Source organism: Alteribacter lacisalsi, assembly GCF_003226345.1.
Lineage (GTDB): Bacteria > Bacillota > Bacilli > Bacillales > Salisediminibacteriaceae > Alteribacter > Alteribacter lacisalsi.
The window spans coordinates 111,375-128,476 of sequence record NZ_PDOF01000003.1; the positions used below are offsets into that span (position 1 = coordinate 111,375).

Annotated in this window: 19 protein-coding genes; 1 reads left to right on the forward strand and 18 read right to left on the reverse strand. The window is 50.7% G+C overall.

Annotated elements, in window-relative coordinates; all coding sequences use genetic code 11:
• The 11 genes from CR205_RS15605 to CR205_RS15655 form a co-directional block, all read right to left on the reverse strand.
• A complete protein-coding gene (locus tag CR205_RS15605; protein ID WP_110521083.1) occupies positions 1-459 on the reverse strand; it encodes an NUDIX hydrolase in 459 nt (152 codons plus the stop codon).
• A 496-nt stretch (positions 460-955) separates the two neighbouring features.
• A complete protein-coding gene (gene trxB, locus CR205_RS15610) occupies positions 956-1,918 on the reverse strand; it encodes a thioredoxin-disulfide reductase (RefSeq protein WP_110521084.1) in 963 nt (320 codons plus the stop codon).
• Positions 1,919-2,136: 218 nt separating this feature from the next.
• On the reverse strand, positions 2,137-3,207 hold the full coding sequence (locus CR205_RS15615; protein ID WP_110521085.1) for a tetratricopeptide repeat protein: 1,071 nt from the start codon (positions 3,205-3,207) through the stop codon (positions 2,137-2,139).
• A 308-nt stretch (positions 3,208-3,515) separates the two neighbouring features.
• Positions 3,516-4,193 carry a bifunctional phosphoribosyl-AMP cyclohydrolase/phosphoribosyl-ATP diphosphatase HisIE gene (hisIE, locus tag CR205_RS15620; protein ID WP_110521551.1) on the reverse strand — a complete coding sequence of 226 codons (678 nt, stop codon included), beginning with the start codon at positions 4,191-4,193 and terminating at the stop codon, positions 3,516-3,518.
• On the reverse strand, positions 4,190-4,948 hold the full coding sequence (hisF, locus tag CR205_RS15625) for an imidazole glycerol phosphate synthase subunit HisF (RefSeq protein WP_110521086.1): 759 nt from the start codon (positions 4,946-4,948) through the stop codon (positions 4,190-4,192). Before hisF ends, hisIE begins: the two co-directional genes overlap by 4 nt.
• On the reverse strand, positions 4,945-5,670 hold the full coding sequence (gene hisA, locus CR205_RS15630; RefSeq protein WP_110521087.1) for a 1-(5-phosphoribosyl)-5-[(5-phosphoribosylamino)methylideneamino]imidazole-4-carboxamide isomerase: 726 nt from the start codon (positions 5,668-5,670) through the stop codon (positions 4,945-4,947). Before hisA ends, hisF begins: the two co-directional genes overlap by 4 nt.
• 2 nt (positions 5,671-5,672) lie before the next feature.
• Positions 5,673-6,305, reverse strand: coding sequence for an imidazole glycerol phosphate synthase subunit HisH (gene hisH / locus CR205_RS15635; RefSeq protein WP_110521088.1), 633 nt, complete (start codon positions 6,303-6,305; stop codon positions 5,673-5,675).
• Complete coding sequence (hisB, locus tag CR205_RS15640; RefSeq protein ID WP_110521089.1) at positions 6,306-6,908, reverse strand: imidazoleglycerol-phosphate dehydratase HisB; 603 nt, start codon at positions 6,906-6,908, stop codon at positions 6,306-6,308.
• Positions 6,892-8,187 carry a histidinol dehydrogenase gene (gene hisD / locus CR205_RS15645; RefSeq protein ID WP_110521090.1) on the reverse strand — a complete coding sequence of 432 codons (1,296 nt, stop codon included), beginning with the start codon at positions 8,185-8,187 and terminating at the stop codon, positions 6,892-6,894. Before hisD ends, hisB begins: the two co-directional genes overlap by 17 nt.
• Positions 8,184-8,870 (reverse strand): ATP phosphoribosyltransferase, encoded by a 687-nt coding sequence (gene hisG, locus CR205_RS15650; protein ID WP_268877429.1) that lies wholly within the window; start codon positions 8,868-8,870, stop codon positions 8,184-8,186. The genes hisD and hisG overlap by 4 nt, the downstream gene beginning before the upstream one ends.
• On the reverse strand, positions 8,860-10,059 hold the full coding sequence (locus CR205_RS15655; protein WP_110521091.1) for an ATP phosphoribosyltransferase regulatory subunit: 1,200 nt from the start codon (positions 10,057-10,059) through the stop codon (positions 8,860-8,862). Before CR205_RS15655 ends, hisG begins: the two co-directional genes overlap by 11 nt.
• Before the next feature lie 358 nt (positions 10,060-10,417).
• Here CR205_RS15655 and cax point away from each other — a divergent pair, with 358 nt between their 5' ends.
• The gene (cax, locus tag CR205_RS15660) at positions 10,418-11,473 is read left to right on the forward strand and encodes a calcium/proton exchanger (RefSeq protein ID WP_110521092.1); all 1,056 of its coding nucleotides are present in this window, start codon (positions 10,418-10,420) and stop codon (positions 11,471-11,473) included.
• Between the two features lie 101 nt (positions 11,474-11,574).
• On the opposite strand, the gene CR205_RS15665 is transcribed toward cax, so the two are convergent.
• From CR205_RS15665 to CR205_RS15695, 7 genes are all read right to left on the reverse strand, one after another.
• Positions 11,575-12,105, reverse strand: a complete 531-nt coding sequence (locus CR205_RS15665) for an acyltransferase (RefSeq protein ID WP_110521093.1) — start codon at positions 12,103-12,105, stop codon at positions 11,575-11,577.
• Between the two features lie 48 nt (positions 12,106-12,153).
• Positions 12,154-12,846, reverse strand: coding sequence for a pyrophosphatase PpaX (gene ppaX / locus CR205_RS15670; RefSeq protein WP_110521553.1), 693 nt, complete (start codon positions 12,844-12,846; stop codon positions 12,154-12,156).
• A gap of 104 nt (positions 12,847-12,950) precedes the next feature.
• Positions 12,951-13,916, reverse strand: coding sequence for a nucleoside recognition domain-containing protein (locus CR205_RS15675; protein WP_110521094.1), 966 nt, complete (start codon positions 13,914-13,916; stop codon positions 12,951-12,953).
• Positions 13,917-14,105: 189 nt separating this feature from the next.
• The gene (gene lgt, locus CR205_RS15680; RefSeq protein ID WP_110521554.1) at positions 14,106-14,966 is read right to left on the reverse strand and encodes a prolipoprotein diacylglyceryl transferase; all 861 of its coding nucleotides are present in this window, start codon (positions 14,964-14,966) and stop codon (positions 14,106-14,108) included.
• Between the two features lie 81 nt (positions 14,967-15,047).
• The gene (gene hprK / locus CR205_RS15685) at positions 15,048-15,986 is read right to left on the reverse strand and encodes an HPr(Ser) kinase/phosphatase (protein WP_110521095.1); all 939 of its coding nucleotides are present in this window, start codon (positions 15,984-15,986) and stop codon (positions 15,048-15,050) included.
• A 305-nt stretch (positions 15,987-16,291) separates the two neighbouring features.
• The gene (locus CR205_RS15690) at positions 16,292-16,648 is read right to left on the reverse strand and encodes a phage holin family protein (RefSeq protein ID WP_110521096.1); all 357 of its coding nucleotides are present in this window, start codon (positions 16,646-16,648) and stop codon (positions 16,292-16,294) included.
• Positions 16,645-16,845: a PspC domain-containing protein gene (locus CR205_RS15695; RefSeq protein ID WP_110521097.1), complete on the reverse strand. Its 201-nt coding sequence runs from the start codon at positions 16,843-16,845 to the stop codon at positions 16,645-16,647. Before CR205_RS15695 ends, CR205_RS15690 begins: the two co-directional genes overlap by 4 nt.
• Positions 16,846-17,102: the final 257 nt, after the last annotated feature.

Below are 17,102 nucleotides of genomic sequence, written 5' to 3' on the forward strand. Positions count from 1 at the left end.
TTACTCTGGATCCAGCTGCACCGACAGCAGACGGTAATCTTTTGAATATACGAACGTGCCGTAAATCAGCCCGTCTTTTTTCAGTATATGGTCAAAGAAATAATGATCCCCTGCTGCCATGGGCAGTTCTTTTATCTTATCTTCGGGCTGCCACTCCAGTTCACCTTCCGGAGATTGTTCAAGGAGGGTCCCGCTGTAGCCTTCTGCGTAAAAAGTGAACAGCATCCACTCATCGATGGTTTTACCCTCTTCTTCTATCACAACGGTAAACACACCACGTAATGTCGGGCTATGCAAATCGATTCCCGTCTCTTCTTTATATTCCCGGACGGCGCTTTCCTTCACCGATTCCCTTGTTTCCATTTTTCCTCCTGGTGCCACCCACCAGCCTCTGCTCGGCTTCTTGAGCATAAGCACCTGGCCCTGATCGCGCAAAATACAGTTTGATACCCGTTTCATACAGGGTCACCTCAATTTTTGCCGCTGGTTCCGCATTGTTTCCGGGGAACCTCTGCTTTATGATCATGTATTCACAAACACTTCTTTTCTCATCCTATTATACTATATTATCAATAGTGAACCAATGGAACTGCAGGAAATGGCACGCATTACGTAAAGGGATTTGGAAGGCAGGCAAAAAAAGGGGCACAGACAGCGGACGTCTGTGCCAAAATATATAAAAGGGGGTCAATTACTTATTTCTTATATTACCCCCTGTGTGTTGCATATTTGTTACAGCATGATTAAGACGGAGTTACGATGTGTAAAGTTTGCCAGATAACTGCTGTCTCACTGGATTGAGAGAGGCAGTTCCCGGAGGGCGATTTCCCCGACGAGGCTTAGGCGTTGCCCGCGGAAAGCATCCGCCTGCAGCGCAATAAATACAGCAGCCTTTCTAAAAACAGCTAAAGAAAAAACACTCCCCGGAAAGGAGAGTGTCTGGTTTGAATGATTTTTAGGACTGACCTGCTTTTTCCTGCTCCAGTTCTTCTGCAAGGCTTTCAACATAGTGCTGGACAGCCTGGGCGGCAATACTTCCGTCCCCTGTTGCCGTAACGATCTGACGCAGGGTTTTTTCACGGATATCACCGGCTGCATAGATACCGGGAATCTTCGTTTCCATCTGATCATTGGTTTCCACATAGCCATCTGCGTTCGTGATGCCAAGATCTTTAAACGGGTCATTAATCGGCAGCATACCGATGTAAATGAATACACCATCTGTCTGGAACTCGCTTTCGGAGCCATCTTTCGTGCTCACGAGGGTAACACTTCCTACTTTTCCGTCTTTATCATTGATTTCTTTCACTGTCGTATCCCAGATGAAATCAATTTTCTCATTGGCGAAAGCACGGTCCTGAAGGATTTTCTGGGCGCGAAGCTTGTCGCGGCGGTGAACCACGGTCACCTTGCTTGCAAAGCGTGTCAGATAAACAGCTTCTTCAACTGCCGAGTCCCCGCCGCCGACCACGACGAGTTCTTTATTCTTAAAGAAAGCCCCGTCACAGACCGCACAGTAGGAAACCCCGCGTCCGCTCAGTTCTTTTTCTCCCGGTGCGCCGAGCGCTTTATACTTAGCGCCTGTAGCAATAATGATTGAGCGGGTTTTAATTTCCCCGCTGCCGAGAATAATGCGCTTATATTCTTTTCCATCAACGATCTCTTTTACATCACCGTATTTATATTCAGCACCAAATTTCTGAGAGTGCTCAAACATCTTAGTCGAGAGATCCGGTCCAAGAATGCTGTCGTAACCAGGATAGTTTTCAACGTCCTCTGTGTTGGCCATTTGTCCGCCGGGCATCCCGCGTTCAATCATGGCTGTAGACAGGTTTGCCCGGGACGTGTAAACAGCGGCCGTCATTCCTGCCGGGCCTGCTCCGATAATGACAACATCGTAAATTTTTTCTTCAGTCACAACGTTCACTCCCTTGAACAAAAACTTGTTATTTTCCGCCAGCCGGCCTTTGGTTTTACTGGCAGGCTGAACTAAGAAGCCAGTTTTAAATGTGCTTTAATCCGTTTCAACCGCCATTCAATCAGCCGGTTGGTTAAACCACATTTATATCCTATGGGAAAACGGTACCCAAGTCCATGAAATTGCTCACTCGTTAGTGTTAACCTTTCATGAACGGTTTATGAACGTCCATCCGTGTCCGGGTGAGTATAGAGAAACCAGCCTTTTTCCGGTTTGTCGATTCCATCCTCGATTTTCTCCACACACCAGTCAGCAGCCTGCTTCATCTGCTGATCGAACTGGCCTACCCGTCTGAACAGCTGCCTGGCTTTGACTTTCTCCCCGTTCATCCACGCTGCCATCGCCATCTGATGATAGAAACGAGGGCGTTTCACAAACGTGTGGCGCTGATTCAGGCGTTGAAACCATTCATAGGACAGTTCAGGATCGTCGAGACGGAACCACGTTTTTGCCAGGTGATATCCGTGCCAGTCATTGACTGGAAGTGCGATTCTGAGACCCCGCGCAACGGTCTCCCACCGTTCATCTCCAGCTTCTTTAAGAATAAGTGCAGCATTACAGCGAGCAAGAAAACCTGCTTCTTCTTTTTCAAGGAGGTCCGTGACAATTTTCAGAGCCTCGGCTTGCTCCCCCTGGTAATGAAGCGTTTCTGCCATGTAGGCGTAGAGCTCCCAGTGTGTGGGCTCTTCTGACAGAGACGTTGTGAGTTCACACTGAGCTTCATCGTAGCGGCCCCGGTCAAGAAGATCGGCCGCTCGTTCGAGACGGCTCTGAGCGAGCTGCTCCTCGGTTTCTTCCCCGTCCTCCAGATCCTCTTCCTCATCATCGAGCATTTCTAGAAGTGTCAGAGCATCCTCTGCAAAATCACCTTTCGGATCGAGCTTCAGATACGTGTTCAGATGCTTGACAGCCGTTTCAAACTCCCCGGCATGAGCCAGATTGTTAGCGAGGAAAAAGTAGCATTCGGCCATGTTTTCATCCATTTCATAAATCACTTTCTCAAGCGATTCGTTCGCTTCCTCAAACTGTCCTTTTTCAGCAAGGACAATGGCAAGCTGGCATAAAAAGACCGGCTCTTCCGGTTCGATCCGCACTGCACGACGGATATACTGAAGTGCCTGGCTCGTATTCCTGTTCTGGTAGGCTTCAATTCCCTTTTTATAGTAGTATGCACCATCCTGTAAAAACGGAAGAACCTGTCCTGTTTTCTGCTTATTTATATTTCGCACGTGAATGTGCCTCCATTCAAATCAGAAACCTTTTTATATCCTCATTTCTCTCAAAAAAACACATAGTCCAGTATAACACGCAGCTTCGGGACATTCTACCCTGTGAGGTATATCGAAATTGGTTCAGCAGGAGGGCTCTGGCTGGGGGCTCGCTGGGATTTGGTGATGTTGGGGAATTGACGAGCAATTAAGATTTAGCGGATAAATCGAAATTTTCGCGGATAACCGCCGGCTGCCCCACCCCACTCCACCATCCCCTTTCCTTCCGTCCCGCAAAAAAAGAGCAGGGCCTCAGCCCTGCTCCACTGTTACTTTTTCAAATGCTGTTTACCGAACCGTTCCTCCAGCCGCTCAAGAATGCGGTCCAGAGGGAGTTTCTGTTCTTCCAGTAAGACAAGCAGGTGATATAGGAGGTCCGCCGTCTCCCATGTCAATTCATCCTTTGAGCGGTTTTTCGAGGCGATGATAACTTCCGATGCTTCCTCGCCCACTTTCTTCAGGATCTTGTCCACTCCTTCATCGAAGAGATAAGTCGTGTAAGAGCCTTCCGGGCGGGAGGTTTCCCGTTCACGGATTGTACGCTCCAGCTGTTCGATAATAGCAAAACGGGCGCCGTTCCCGCCTGCTTCTGCCGCATCAGCAGCCGCCTCATCTGTCCTGTTTTCAAGCAGCGTCTCCGTAAAGCAGCTGACCGTTCCACGGTGACAGGCAGGTCCCTTCGGTGACACGAGCACCACCAGGGCATCCTGGTCACAGTCAAAACGAATTTCCTGTATCGTCTGCGTATGGCCTGACGTAGCCCCCTTGTGCCAGAGCTCCTGGCGGGAGCGGCTGTAAAACCAAGTTTCCTTTGTCTCCATACTCCTGTGCAGCGACTCTACGTTCATGTAAGCCACCGTCAGCACTTCTTTCGTAGTAGCATCCTGTACAACGGCAGGGATGAGACCCGCCTGGTCAAATTTCAGCTTTGATATATCAAGTGTCATCGTATGTTCAGCCCCTTCTCCTTCAGCCACCCTTTCACTTCCGCCACGCTCGTCTCCTTATAGTGGAAGATCGATGCGGCGAGTGCGGCGTCCGCTTCACCTTTTGTAAATGCCTCATAGAAGTGCTCTTTTGCTCCCGCTCCTCCTGAAGCGATGACCGGCACTGAAACAGCCCGGCTGACCGCCCTCGTCAAAGAAAGGTGAAAGCCTGTTTTGGCACCGTCCTGATCCATGCTCGTCAGGAGTATTTCACCGGCACCAAGGGAGACCGCCTGTCTGGCCCACGAAACCGCGTCAAGCTCTGTCGGTGTCCTTCCTCCGTGGGTGTAAACGCGCCACGAGCCCAATTCTTCGTCCCATTTGGCGTCGATGGCAACGACGATACACTGGGAACCGAAATAGTCTGCCCCTTCACGAATCAGTTCAGGACGTTTGACTGCTGCTGTATTGAGCGACACTTTATCGGCCCCGGCCCGAAGCACGCGCTTCATATCGGGAAGAGCGTTGATTCCTCCGCCGACGGTAAATGGAATGGCCAGTTCGCCTGCCACCTGCTCAATCACGTCCACCATCGTTTCGCGCCCTTCATGTGAAGCGGATATATCCAGGAAAACAAGCTCGTCTGCTCCCTGTTCATCATAAAAAGCTGCAAGTTCCACCGGGTCCCCCGCATCCCGGAGGCTTACAAACTGAACACCTTTAACAACACGGCCTTCTTTTACATCGAGGCACGGAATGATCCGTTTTGTAATCATCGGCCTCCCTCCCGGAGTGCTTCCTCGAGCGTGAAGCGGCCTTCGTAGAGGGCTTTTCCAATAATGGCCCCTTCCACACCGCCGCTCTCCTTCAAGCGGGTCAGATCAGCAAGCGAGCTGACACCTCCCGATGCAATCACTTTTTTCCCCGTAGCGTCGGATAGGCCGGCGATCGTTTCAGTGTTCGGGCCGCTGAGCATCCCGTCCCGGGCGATATCGGTCATCACAAACCATTCAGCACCGAAACGGACGAGTTCGAGAGCAAGTTCTTCTGCTTCTACTTTTGAGGTTTCGAGCCATCCGTGCGTGGCCACAAAGCCGTCACGGGCATCAATACCGATCACGACCCGGTCACCTCCATATGTACCGAGCATCTCCTTTACAAATTCCGGATCACTGATGGCGGAACTGCCGAGAATGACCCGGTCCACCCCAGCGTCAAGATAACGTGCTGCTGATGCCGCATTTCGGATCCCGCCGCCGATCTGAATGCGGGCGTTCAGCTCTTTTGCAGCCCGAAGCACATACTCGTCATTTACAGGCTTTCCTTCCTTCGCCCCATCGAGATCCACCATATGAATCCATTCCGCACCTTCACGCTCAAACCGGGCAGCCATCTCGAACGGCGAGTCGCCGTACACCGTTTCTTTATCGTAATCACCCTGCAGGAGGCGGACACACTTGCCCCCTCTCATATCAATTGCCGGATAAATCGTCAGCATCGTTATTCCCCTCCTTCTGCGGTTCTGGCAAAATTCCGAAGCAGCGTCATTCCCGGTTGGCTGCTTTTTTCCGGATGAAACTGGGTTCCCCATACGCTGTTTTTCGCCACGACGGCAGGGATACGCTCATAATACTCTGCATACGCAACCAGATCCGACGGGTCTTCGGTCTTCACCGCGTACGAGTGAACAAAATAGACATGCCCTCCCGCAAGATCCTGCATAAAAGGATGCTCCGGCTGTGAGATGTGAAGCTCATTCCATCCCATATGAGGCACCTTGTAACGTTCACTCGTCGCACTCATGCCAGTAAGCTTTTCAACCCGTCCCCGGAGGAGACCCAGCCCTTTTGTATTCCCATTTTCCTCGCTCTCATCAAACAAGAGCTGCATGCCGAGACAGATCCCGAGAAGCGGTTTCCCGTCCTTTGCCCACTGTCTCACAAATTCGGTGAGTCCCGATTCGTCCAGTTCTGCCATACCGTCCCTGAACGATCCGACGCCGGGGAGAATCAGCCCCGAAGCCTCTGAAAGTTCTTCTGCATTTTCCGAAATAAAATAAGGATAATTCAGACGTTCAAGGGCCTTTGAGACGCTGTGAAGATTCCCCATCCCATAGTCAATAATTCCGATCATTTACAGACGTCCTTTCGTTGACGGCACTCCTTTTACACGAGGATCGCGCTGTGTTGCTTCGTCGAGAGCCCGTCCGAGTGCTTTAAAAATTGCTTCAATAATGTGGTGTGTGTTCCTCCCGTATGGAACGCTCACATGAAGGTTCATTCTTGCCTCAAGAGCCAGTTTCCAAAGAAACTCGTGCACCAGCTCCGTATCAAACGTCCCAACGCGCTGGGCAGGAAGCTCCACACGGTACTCTAAATGGGGACGGTTGCTCAGATCTACCGTGACCTGGGCGAGTGCTTCATCCATCGGGACGAACGCATTTCCGTACCGGCGGATTCCTTTTTTATCGCCAAGGGCCTCGCGAAGGGCTTCCCCGAGCACAATGCCAATATCTTCTGTAGTGTGGTGATCATCAATTTCCGTATCCCCGTCAGCCTGAATGGAAAGATCGAACAGCCCGTGTCGGGTGAAAAGATCGAGCATATGGGTTAAAAAAGGGACTCCTGTATCAAGCTTCGCCTGGCCGTCACCGTCAATTGCCAGGGAAAGGTTGATTTTCGTTTCATTCGTATTCCGCTTTTTTGTAGCATAGCGGGCATCAGTCTGCTCTGTCATCACGAGTTCCCTCCAGTCTTTTTTCCACGGCGCGTGCGTGGGCTTCAAGGCCTTCAAGGCGCGCAAATGCCGCAATTTTTGCACCGTTTTCGGAAACGGCTGTGCGGCTGTATGAAAGAATACTGCTTTTCTTTGTAAAGTCGTCTACATTAAGGGGACTTGAGAACCTGGCTGTCCCGTTTGTGGGCAGCACGTGGTTCGGGCCGGCAAAATAGTCACCAACCGGCTCTGAGCTGTTTTCTCCGAGGAAAATGGCGCCCGCGTGGCGAATCGAGCCAAGAAGGTCAAACGGAGCACGGGTATGGATTTCAAGATGCTCAGGTGCGAGCTCGTTTACGGCATCCACCGCCTCATCCAGTGTGTGTGTCACATAAACAGCGCCGTAATCCCGGATCGAATCCCATGCAATGTCCTTTTTCGGCAGGGTGGAAAGCTGTGTTTCCACTTCCGCTGCCACTTGTTCCGCCAAAGTTCGGTCCGGTGTGACAAGCACCGCCGATGCCATCGGATCGTGTTCGGCCTGACTCAGTAGGTCGGCTGCAATATAATCCGGCCGGCCTGTGCTGTCGGCAAGGACAACGATTTCGCTCGGTCCTGCAAACATGTCAATATCCACTGTTCCATATACCAGCTGCTTGGCGAGCGCCACGTAGATGTTTCCCGGTCCGACGATTTTATCGACCGGCTTGATTGTCTCTGTTCCATACGCGAGAGCCCCCACGGCCTGGGCCCCCCCTGCCTTATATATTTCCGTAATGCCCAGCTCATTTGCCGTCACGAGCACCACATCATTTAAACGTCCGTCCGCCTGAGGCGGGGATACCATCACAATCCGGGAAACTCCCGCTACAATAGCCGGAACCGCATTCATCAGAATAGTGGACGGGTAAGACGCACGGCCGCCGGGCACGTAAATCCCTACTGCATCAAGAGGTGTAATCTTCTGTCCGAGAATCGTACCGTCCGGCTCCGTTGTAATCCACGTCTGGCGCTGCTGCCGCTCGTGAAAACGGGTAATGTTCTCTTTTGCCTCACGAAGAATGCGAAGTGTTTCCTCGTCCACCTGCTCGTAAGCTGCTACCAGCTCTTCTTTGGAAACACGGAAACTCTCCTGATCGAGTTCGGCACCATCAAACTGCATTGTATAGGCGTTTACTGCCTCGTCCCCTTCGGATCTCACACGGCTCAGTATCCCTTCAACCGCTTTCCGCTGATCGCCGGTACCCTGGTCTACAGACCGTTTAATGGAAATGTCTTTTGTGTAATCAATGATCTTCATCGCATGCTGCCTCCTTCCACCACCTGCTCGAGGCGCTCGACCATCTCGTCGATCCGGTCGGCTTTCATCCGGTAGCTCACCGGGTTCACGATAAAGCGGGAGGTAATCGGCATCATCGTCTCTGTTTCCACAAGGCCATTCTCTTTCAGTGTCCGGCCGGTTGATACAATATCCACGATCCGGTCGGCCAGTCCGATGAGCGGCGCAAGTTCGATCGATCCGTTCAGCTTGATAATCTCAACCTGCTCGCCCTGCTCCCGGAAGTAGCCGGCAGCAAGGTTCGGGTATTTGGTCGCTATTTTCGGTGCAATATCCGTTTTTGCATCGTAGGATGGGAGAGCTGCCACCGCCATATAGCACTCACTGATTTTCAGGTCGAGCACTTCGTACACGTCCCGCTCCTCTTCAATCATCACGTCTTTTCCCGCCACACCGGCGTCGGCCACCCCGTGTTCCACGTAGGTAGGCACGTCCATCGGTTTTGATAAAATAAAACGGAGATCTGCTTCCTCTACATCGATAATCAGCTTTCTTGAATCATCAAATTCCGGAGGCAGATCATAGCCGGCACGGCGCAGAAGCCCGAGTGCCTCATCAAAGATCCGCCCCTTCGGCATGGCAATAGTCAAAAAGCGATCCGTATTGTTTTCCGTTGTGTTTTCATTCACTCGTTCATCCATCATAAGGAGCACCTCCCCCAGCACCGTTGCTTCCAATCAAGTAGTGCACGTCATCGAATTGTTGCGAATAGGCATCCAGGTCGGCGATTCCCCGCACGTCCTGCATCACCACGGACCGGCCTTCTTCACGAAGAGATGCTGCTTTTTTCATCGCTTCCCCCCGGCGTTCGTTGCTGTAAATAATGCAGTTACTGACGGTTACCTCTTCTTTTGCCCTGCCGAGCGCTTCGGTCAGCCGGTCAAGCCGCACAGCAAAACCTGTTGCCGGCTCCGGACGGTGGAACTTTTCAAGAAGACCGTCATAACGGCCGCCGCCGCCCAAAGGAAAGCCAAGTTCTTCGCTGTACGCTTCAAACACCATGCCTGTGTAATAGCTCATATGCATCACGAGATTAAGATCAATAATAATATCATTCTCAAGACCGTAGGCCCGAAGTACATCAAGGAGACTGCGAAGCTCATCAAGTGCTGCCGAACCGGCCTGAGTTTCTACTAAACCTGCGGCGTCCTCTAAAATCTCAAAGCCTCCACGCAGATTCAGAAGCCCCGTAAGCCGCTGTCTGTCGATGGAGGAAAGAGGCAGCTGCCTGACTGCATGCTTAAAGCCCACATAATTCTTTTCATATAAGTAACGGCGGAACGTTCCTGCCCGTTCTTCGTTGCCTAGAATCTCCTGAAGAAGCGTATTCACAAAGCCGATATGGCCGATCGCCACTTTAAAGCCGGACAAACCGGTTTTCTTCAAAGCCGCAATCATGAGCGCGATCACTTCCCCATCCGCACTCGCCGTCCCATCCCCGATCAGTTCCACACCGACCTGCTCAAACTCCGCAGGCTTGCCCCCTTCCCGCTGCTGGGCACGAAACACATTGGCATCGTAGGTCAGCCTTGCAGGGCGCTGCACATCCTTCAGCGTCGATGCCGCAATTCTGGCAATTGGCGCTGTCATGTCCGGCCGGAGCACAAGCGTATGCCCCTGCTGATCGAGCAGCTTAAACAGCTGCGTGTCAGAAGTGGCCGAAGCTTCCCCGATCGTGTCATAAAATTCAAGGGCCGGCGTTGCAATCGGCGCGTAACCCCATAGGGCAACCTCATCGGCAATCGTACTGCGGACCTGCTGCCTGAGCGTATAAAGTTCCGGCAGCGTATCCCGCATTCCTACCGGCTTTTCAAACATAAATGGCTTCGTCATCACACGTCACACCTCTATAAAAAAAATTATAAGTATACCATTCAGTCAGTGCACCTTCGTTCAGCGGAGCTTTGTGGAACTGACGGAAGGGGATTCTCATTAAGAATCAAATTATTCACTTTAGTTCGCTAATGTAATGTCGTAATAAAGTTATACATTGTAGTGTACATACCATTACGGAAAGCGTCAACCGTTACGAATGTATTTTAAATATCTTTTCAAAAGATTTCTTCTTTTATAATCCTTCCCCTTGAAAGAAATCTCCTTCTCCCTGTTACCGTTCCTCTCCAGCCTTCAGGTTTGTTTTCCCTCTTTTCTGCCACACTAAGAGCAAATCTTTCCCGGAGGTGACACGCCCATGCTTTTTACCTGGATTCCCCGCATTCTTGTCTTTGGCGGCATCCCGCTCGTCGCCCTTACCGACCTGCTCGGATTGAATGTGAACCTGAAATTTGCCCTGTGTGCCATAACGATCGTCGGCCTCGCCGTTTACATGGGCCGGGCCACCGACAGCGTCTCCATACACACCGGCCCCCGGATCGGCGGCATCCTTAACGCCACGTTCGGTAATGCCGTCGAACTCATCATCTCTATCTTTTCCCTAAAAGCCGGATTCATCACCATCGTACTTGCATCCATGGCAGGAGCCATTATCGGAAACCTGCTTCTTGTAGCAGGCCTCTCCTTCCTGATCGGCGGCATCCTTCATAAACGCCAGCAGTTCAACATCTTTGACGCAAGGTTTCACGTGGGCATGCTCATGTTCGGCATCATCGTGGCCTTCGTCATCCCACGGGTATTCAATCTGGACGGCGTCGGTCAGGACGGATTCATTCTCAGTGTGGCCATATCCATAATCCTGATCATTCTGTACATCCTGGGCATCTACTTCCGCCTGTTTGCGCAGCGCGGCGCCTATCCAGTTGACGAAGAATCCGAGAACAAGGAGGACGCCGAGTGGTCGAAGAAAAAATCCATCGGTGTACTCATCGCGGCAACGGTCGGCGTCGGCTACATAAGCGAAAACCTCGTCGGTACCTTTGAAGAAGTAGTCGCCAGCTTCGGTTTCAGCGAAGTGTTTATCGGCATCATCCTGATCGCCATTATCGGAAACGCCGCCGAAAACGCTTCCGCCGTCTACATGGCCTACCTGAACAAAATCGAAGTCAGCATTGAAATCGCCATCGGTTCATGCATCCAGATCGCCATGTTCGTGCTGCCTGTACTCGTCCTGCTCTCCTTCGCACTCGGCACACCTATGCCGCTCGTCTTCTCCTTTCAGGAACTCATCGCCATGGTCCTCGCCGCCTTCCTTACCATCGTGATTATCAACGACGGCGACACCAACTGGTTCGAAGGCGCAACCCTCCTCGCCGCCTACCTGATCATGGGCATCGGCTTCTTCCTTCTTTAGGGAAAGAAAAGCATGCCCTTTTTCACCCCGGTTCCGACACCCGCTCAACGGTCTGAAACCACAGAAACCCCCGGCAGAAATAAAGACTGCCGGGGGCCATACTACGATTCCCTGTTTTCTTTTTCCGGCAGCACAGACGCTTCCATCTCCGCCTTTGTTTTTATAATCTGCATCGGATTGCCGCCCACAAAAGCTCCAGGCGGGACGTCTTTATGAACAAGGGTGGCGGCACCGACAACTGCTCCGTCCCCAATTGTCACGCCGGGAAGAATGGTCGTATTGGCACCGATCAGCACTTCCGAGCCGATATTCACCTCGCCGAGACGATACTCTTTTATCAAATATTCGTGAGCAAGAATGGTGGTGTTGTATCCGATCACGGAGTTGCGGCCGATCCTGATCTTTTCAGGAAACATCACGTCCATCATGACCATCAGCGCCACGCTTGTTTCCTTCCCAACATCCATACCAAGAAACGTCCGGTACAGCCAGCTTTTCATACCGAGAAATGGGGTATAGCGGGCAAGCTGAATGACGACGAAGTTTTTTACTACTTTAAGAAAAGGAACTGTTTTGTACACATGCCAGAGTGAATTGGCTGTTTTTACAGGGTAGCGCTCGGTTTTCCTCATCGCTTTTCTCCTTCGCTTTATCGTCCCCGCTGTCAGGGCACCGGTGTCTTATCCCCGTTTACCTGCGTGAACATGCAGAATGTCGAGAAGGTCCTTCATCGTCTCAAGCATCACATCGGGCTCGTATGTTTCAATGTACTCCCGTCCTTTTACGGACCAGGCCACACCGGCCGTTTTTGTCCCGGTATTTTTACCGCCCAGTATATCGTGGTGGCTGTCGCCTACCATCACGGCACGATCTGCGGTGCTGCCGAGAGCGGCAAGCGCTTTTTCCAGCGGCTCAGGGTGCGGCTTGTAGTTTTCCACATCATCGAGAGCGACAACGACATCAAAAAAACGGTCAAGCCCCATCAGCTTCAGTCCTTTTACTGCCGTATCATGACGCTTTGTCGTCACAATCGCCATATTGTATCCCTGCCGGTGAAGAAGGTCAACGGTTTCGTAAACACCTTCATATTCCCTGACAAGCTCATCATGCTTTTCAAGGTTAAACGTCCGGTACGTATGGCTCATTTCCTCAACCCGGTCCGGGTCAAGATTGTGAAATGTTTCAGAAAGAGGAGGCCCAATAAAATGGATGACATCCTTCTCTTCATATTCACCGGGATAGTACTGCTCCATCGTGTGCATGAAGGAGGCGACAATCAGATCAACCGTGTTGATGAGTGTGCCATCCAGATCAAATAGGATCGTATCAATATTTGAGAGAGCCCCTGTGGAGCTGTTATCATTTGCTGTCATGGTAATCATCCTTTTAAATTCATTTATCTGCCGAAGTTGCACTGCATGCCGGACGTCGCTTTCTGCAGCGATGCCGAAACTGACATTTACAGTGAACAAGTTTATCAGACGCTGGTGTCTGATCCCCATTCTTTGTTATTGTGCTGCTCCTGCTTTTTTTCAATGCGGTTCCAGAAAAATGCCACCGCAACGGTCAGAAGAATCGCCGTTACCAGCCGGATTAACAGCAGCGGCCATAAAGGAATCCCAAGAGGAGCAAAAATTAATGTATCCTCTATGACGGCATGACAGGCTACCAGGAAGATAAATACCAGGTACAGATCCTTTTTCCGCACGCCGTCTTCCTTTACCGCCTGAATCATCACACCGGCACCGTAGGCAAGACCGAATACAAGGCCCGCCGCCAGAGTGGTGCTCGTATTTTCCCGGATTCCGAGAACTTTCGTAAATGGGCTCATCCATTTTGAAAAGACGTCAAGCCATTTCAGATCCTTCATGATCTGAATGAAAATCATAATCGGGATCACGATGGCTGCGAGCTGGATGATACCGAAAAAGGCACTCTCCACTCCCTGCAGCACCACTGCCCACATACCTGCCGGCTCATCACGTGTCATACCGCCGGCAAAACCGTACCGGGCTGTCTCGCCTCCGCCCTGCCAGACGAGGTGGATCACCCAGGCCGACAGAATGGCAAGACCGATCCGGACAAGCAGGACAACCCATATTTTCAGGCCGACTTTTTTTGCTACGGCCGATTCAACAATCAGATTATGTGAAAATGACAGCATCACTGCCAGAATAAACACTTCTTTTACCGTCAGGTCCATCGTAAGGATGGCCCCAATTGCCGCATAAAGATTGAGCAGATTCCCAAGCACAAGCGGGATCGCCGCTTCCCCGGAGAGCCCGATCGCCCCCATCAGCGGGGAAAGAAGCCTGACCAGCCAGTCCATCAGCGGTGTATGGCTGATAATCGTGACGATCAGTGTAATCGGAAAAATAATCTTTCCGAGTGTCCACGATGTCTGAAGGCCGACTATCAGCCCCCGTTTCAATGTTGCAAGCAACCAGACCGCCCCTTTCTATTACACATTTCGCCTCACTTAACATTATCATAAAGCCGCCCTTCCATAAAGGAGGAAGGAAACTGCCTCAAATTGAGTCAGACTCAGCGGTGCCCGCGGAAAGCGTCCGTCTGGAGCGGTTTTATATCAACGAAGAAGCCGGAGCTTTTTTACTGTGCCCCGGCTTGCTGGTTATTTTTTCTTTTTCGTTCCTTTTTTGTCTGAAGCTGCAGGTGAGCGTTCTTCGTCAAGATACCGCCTGTCGGCGAGCCCCTGCTTCCTGCGATAGATGATCAGGGCAATCGCGCCAATGATCAGCACAATTGAAATCACCTGGGCAGTTCTGAGAACACCGAAAATCATCAGACTGTCTGTTCTTAGTCCCTCGATAAACAGGCGGCCGAAGGAATACCAGATTACGTAGGTCATGAACATTTCGCCGCGTCTCATATTAACCCGTCGGAGATAAAGCAGGAGTGCTACACCGGCAAAACTCCACAGGGATTCATACAGAAAAGTCGGGTGGTAGTATGTACCGTCAATATTCATCCCATTAATAATAAACTCCGGAATCATAAGGCTCTCAAGAAACGAGCGTGATACTTCCCCTCCGTGAGCTTCCTGGTTTACAAAGTTGCCCCAGCGGCCGATTGCCTGCCCAAGGAGAATCCCGGGTGCCGCCACGTCCGCTATTTTCCAGAAGGAAAGGCCCCGCTTTTTTGCAAAAATAACGGCTGTTATAACAGAACCGATTAAGGCTCCGTGTATTGCAAGTCCGCCCTCCCAGATTGCTATAATCTGTGATGGATTTTGTGAATAGTAGTCCCAGCGGAAAATTACATAATAAAGACGGGCACTTATAATGGCAATCGGAACTGCAATCAGCAGCAGATCCGCAAACAGATCTTTCGGGAGCCCCCGTTTTTTTGCTTCCGAGTTTACAAGCAGATAGGCAAGAAACGCCCCTGTTGCAATTATTAAACCGTACCACGCTACCGAAATTGGTCCGATCTCAAACGCGACCGGATCAAACGGCCTGGCAGAACCCAACATCATCTTCGCACACCTCATTTTCATTCTCTTTTGTTACAGCATCAATCCGGAGCCAGCCAGCATGCTGCGGGCCGGGACCGATTAAAAGTCTTCCTTGTCTCCCTCTTCAATCACACTGTTTAAGCGCTCGGTAAACTGCTCGGCTGCGTTTATGCCCATGCGCTTAAGACGAAAGTTCATTGCCGCAACCTCAATAATAACGGCAAGGTTTCGCCCTGGACGAACCGGAATCGTCAGCTTGGGGATATCCGTTTCAAAAATCGTCATCGTGTCTTCATCAAGGCCGAGACGGTCATACTGCTTTTTCTGATCCCACAGTTCAAGATGCATCACCATTCCAATTCGTTTATAGTTACGCACAGCACCTGCACCGAAAAGCGTCATCACATTAATAATACCGAGTCCGCGGATTTCAAGAAGGTGTTTGATAAGATCAGGTGCGGAACCGACAAGCGTTCCCTCGTGCTCCTGCTTGATTTCCACGCTGTCATCCGCAACAAGGCGGTGGCCCCGCCGAACCAGGTCAAGAGCGGTTTCACTCTTCCCGACACCACTCGAGCCCGTAATCATAACGCCGATTCCGTAAATATCAATAAGCACCCCGTGAATGGCCGTCATTGGTGCCAGTTGAATCTCAAGATAGTTGGTGAGCTGGGAACTCAGCCGTGTAGTCGTCATTTTCGAGATTAAAATAGGAACGCCAACCTCGTTCGCTGCCTCGATAAGCTCATCCGGTGCTTCATTTCCTCTGGAAAGGATAATGCCCGGTGTATCGTAGGTGGACAGGCGGTTCATCCGATCTTTTTTCTCCTCCTGGGAAAGCTGGCTGAAAAACGTCAGTTCGGTTTTTCCGAGCAGCTGAAGCCGCTTGGCAGGATAATAAGTAAAGTAGCCGGCCATCTCCATTCCCGGCCGGGAAATATCACTCGTTGTAATGTTTCGATACACCACATTTTCCTCATCGTTAACCAATTCCAGGTCAAATTCCTCAATCAGCTCTTTTACAGTCACTTTGGACATTATGTATAACCTCCCGGCTCTGCTGCGCCTATGTTTTACTTTGTTCGTTGGATTTTCATTCAGTCACCGGTAAACCGGCAGAATCGTGCTCTTAAATCCGGCATACTCAGCCCCTCTAGTTTATCATAACTCCCCGCAGGGCAAAAATGCTGGTGTTTCAGCTGCTTTCAAAAAAAATTATCAAACCGTTTTCTTCATGCGCCTGGGTCTCTCTCTCTTCACTTCTTTCCTTTTTTCATGAATGAAGTATCTTTCCACAAAAAAACAGGAATGCAGCTCAGGCTGCATTCCTGTTTAATTTATGATTACCTTTTTGTAATTGGATCTACGATAAAAGTATGAATCAGCGCACTCAAAATCGCGAAGATGATCGCCGCTATTATGGCGAGACCGAAGCCGTCAATATTGAAGGCATCTCCCATGAAGGCCTGGGTAATCATAAGGACGATGGCGTTTATCACAAATAGGAACAGACCGAGCGTAAGGATCGTTACCGGCAAAGTGAGAACGATCAGGATCGGCTTCACAATAAGATTTACGAGGGCAAGAATAAAGCTGGCCAGAAGAGCTGCCAGAAATCCGTCGATTTCAAATCCGGAGAAAAACCGGGCAATAATCAGCAGGACGACAGCATTGACGAGGATCTGTATCAGCCAGCTCATCCGTCTCTCCTGTCCGTTTCATTGGGAATGATAAAGATGCCGATCACATAAGCAAGCACAGTCGCGATGTTACCGAAAATGAGTGCAATAAGCGCAATGATTCTTACGAGGGTTGGATCAATATTAAAATAATCTCCAAGTCCTCCGCACACTCCGGCAAGCTTTCGGTCATTTACAGTACGGTAAAGACGTTTCATCTGATCACACCCTTTCTTCTAATAGGCTCTTTTCGTAAAGATGTTGTTTATTACGCTGCAGGCGGACGCTTTCCGCCTATAAAAACTTTACGAAAAGCATCAATCAATACGGAAAAAACCGCCTGTTCTAATTGTAATAAGGAAGGAGAGCGCCCTGGCCGGCTTCGGTGCCGCCATCCGCTCTCCTTTTATTCTGGCCTCGTATTTTATTTTTACCCTGTCTGTTTTTACGTTAAACAGTCACCATGAATGAGTTT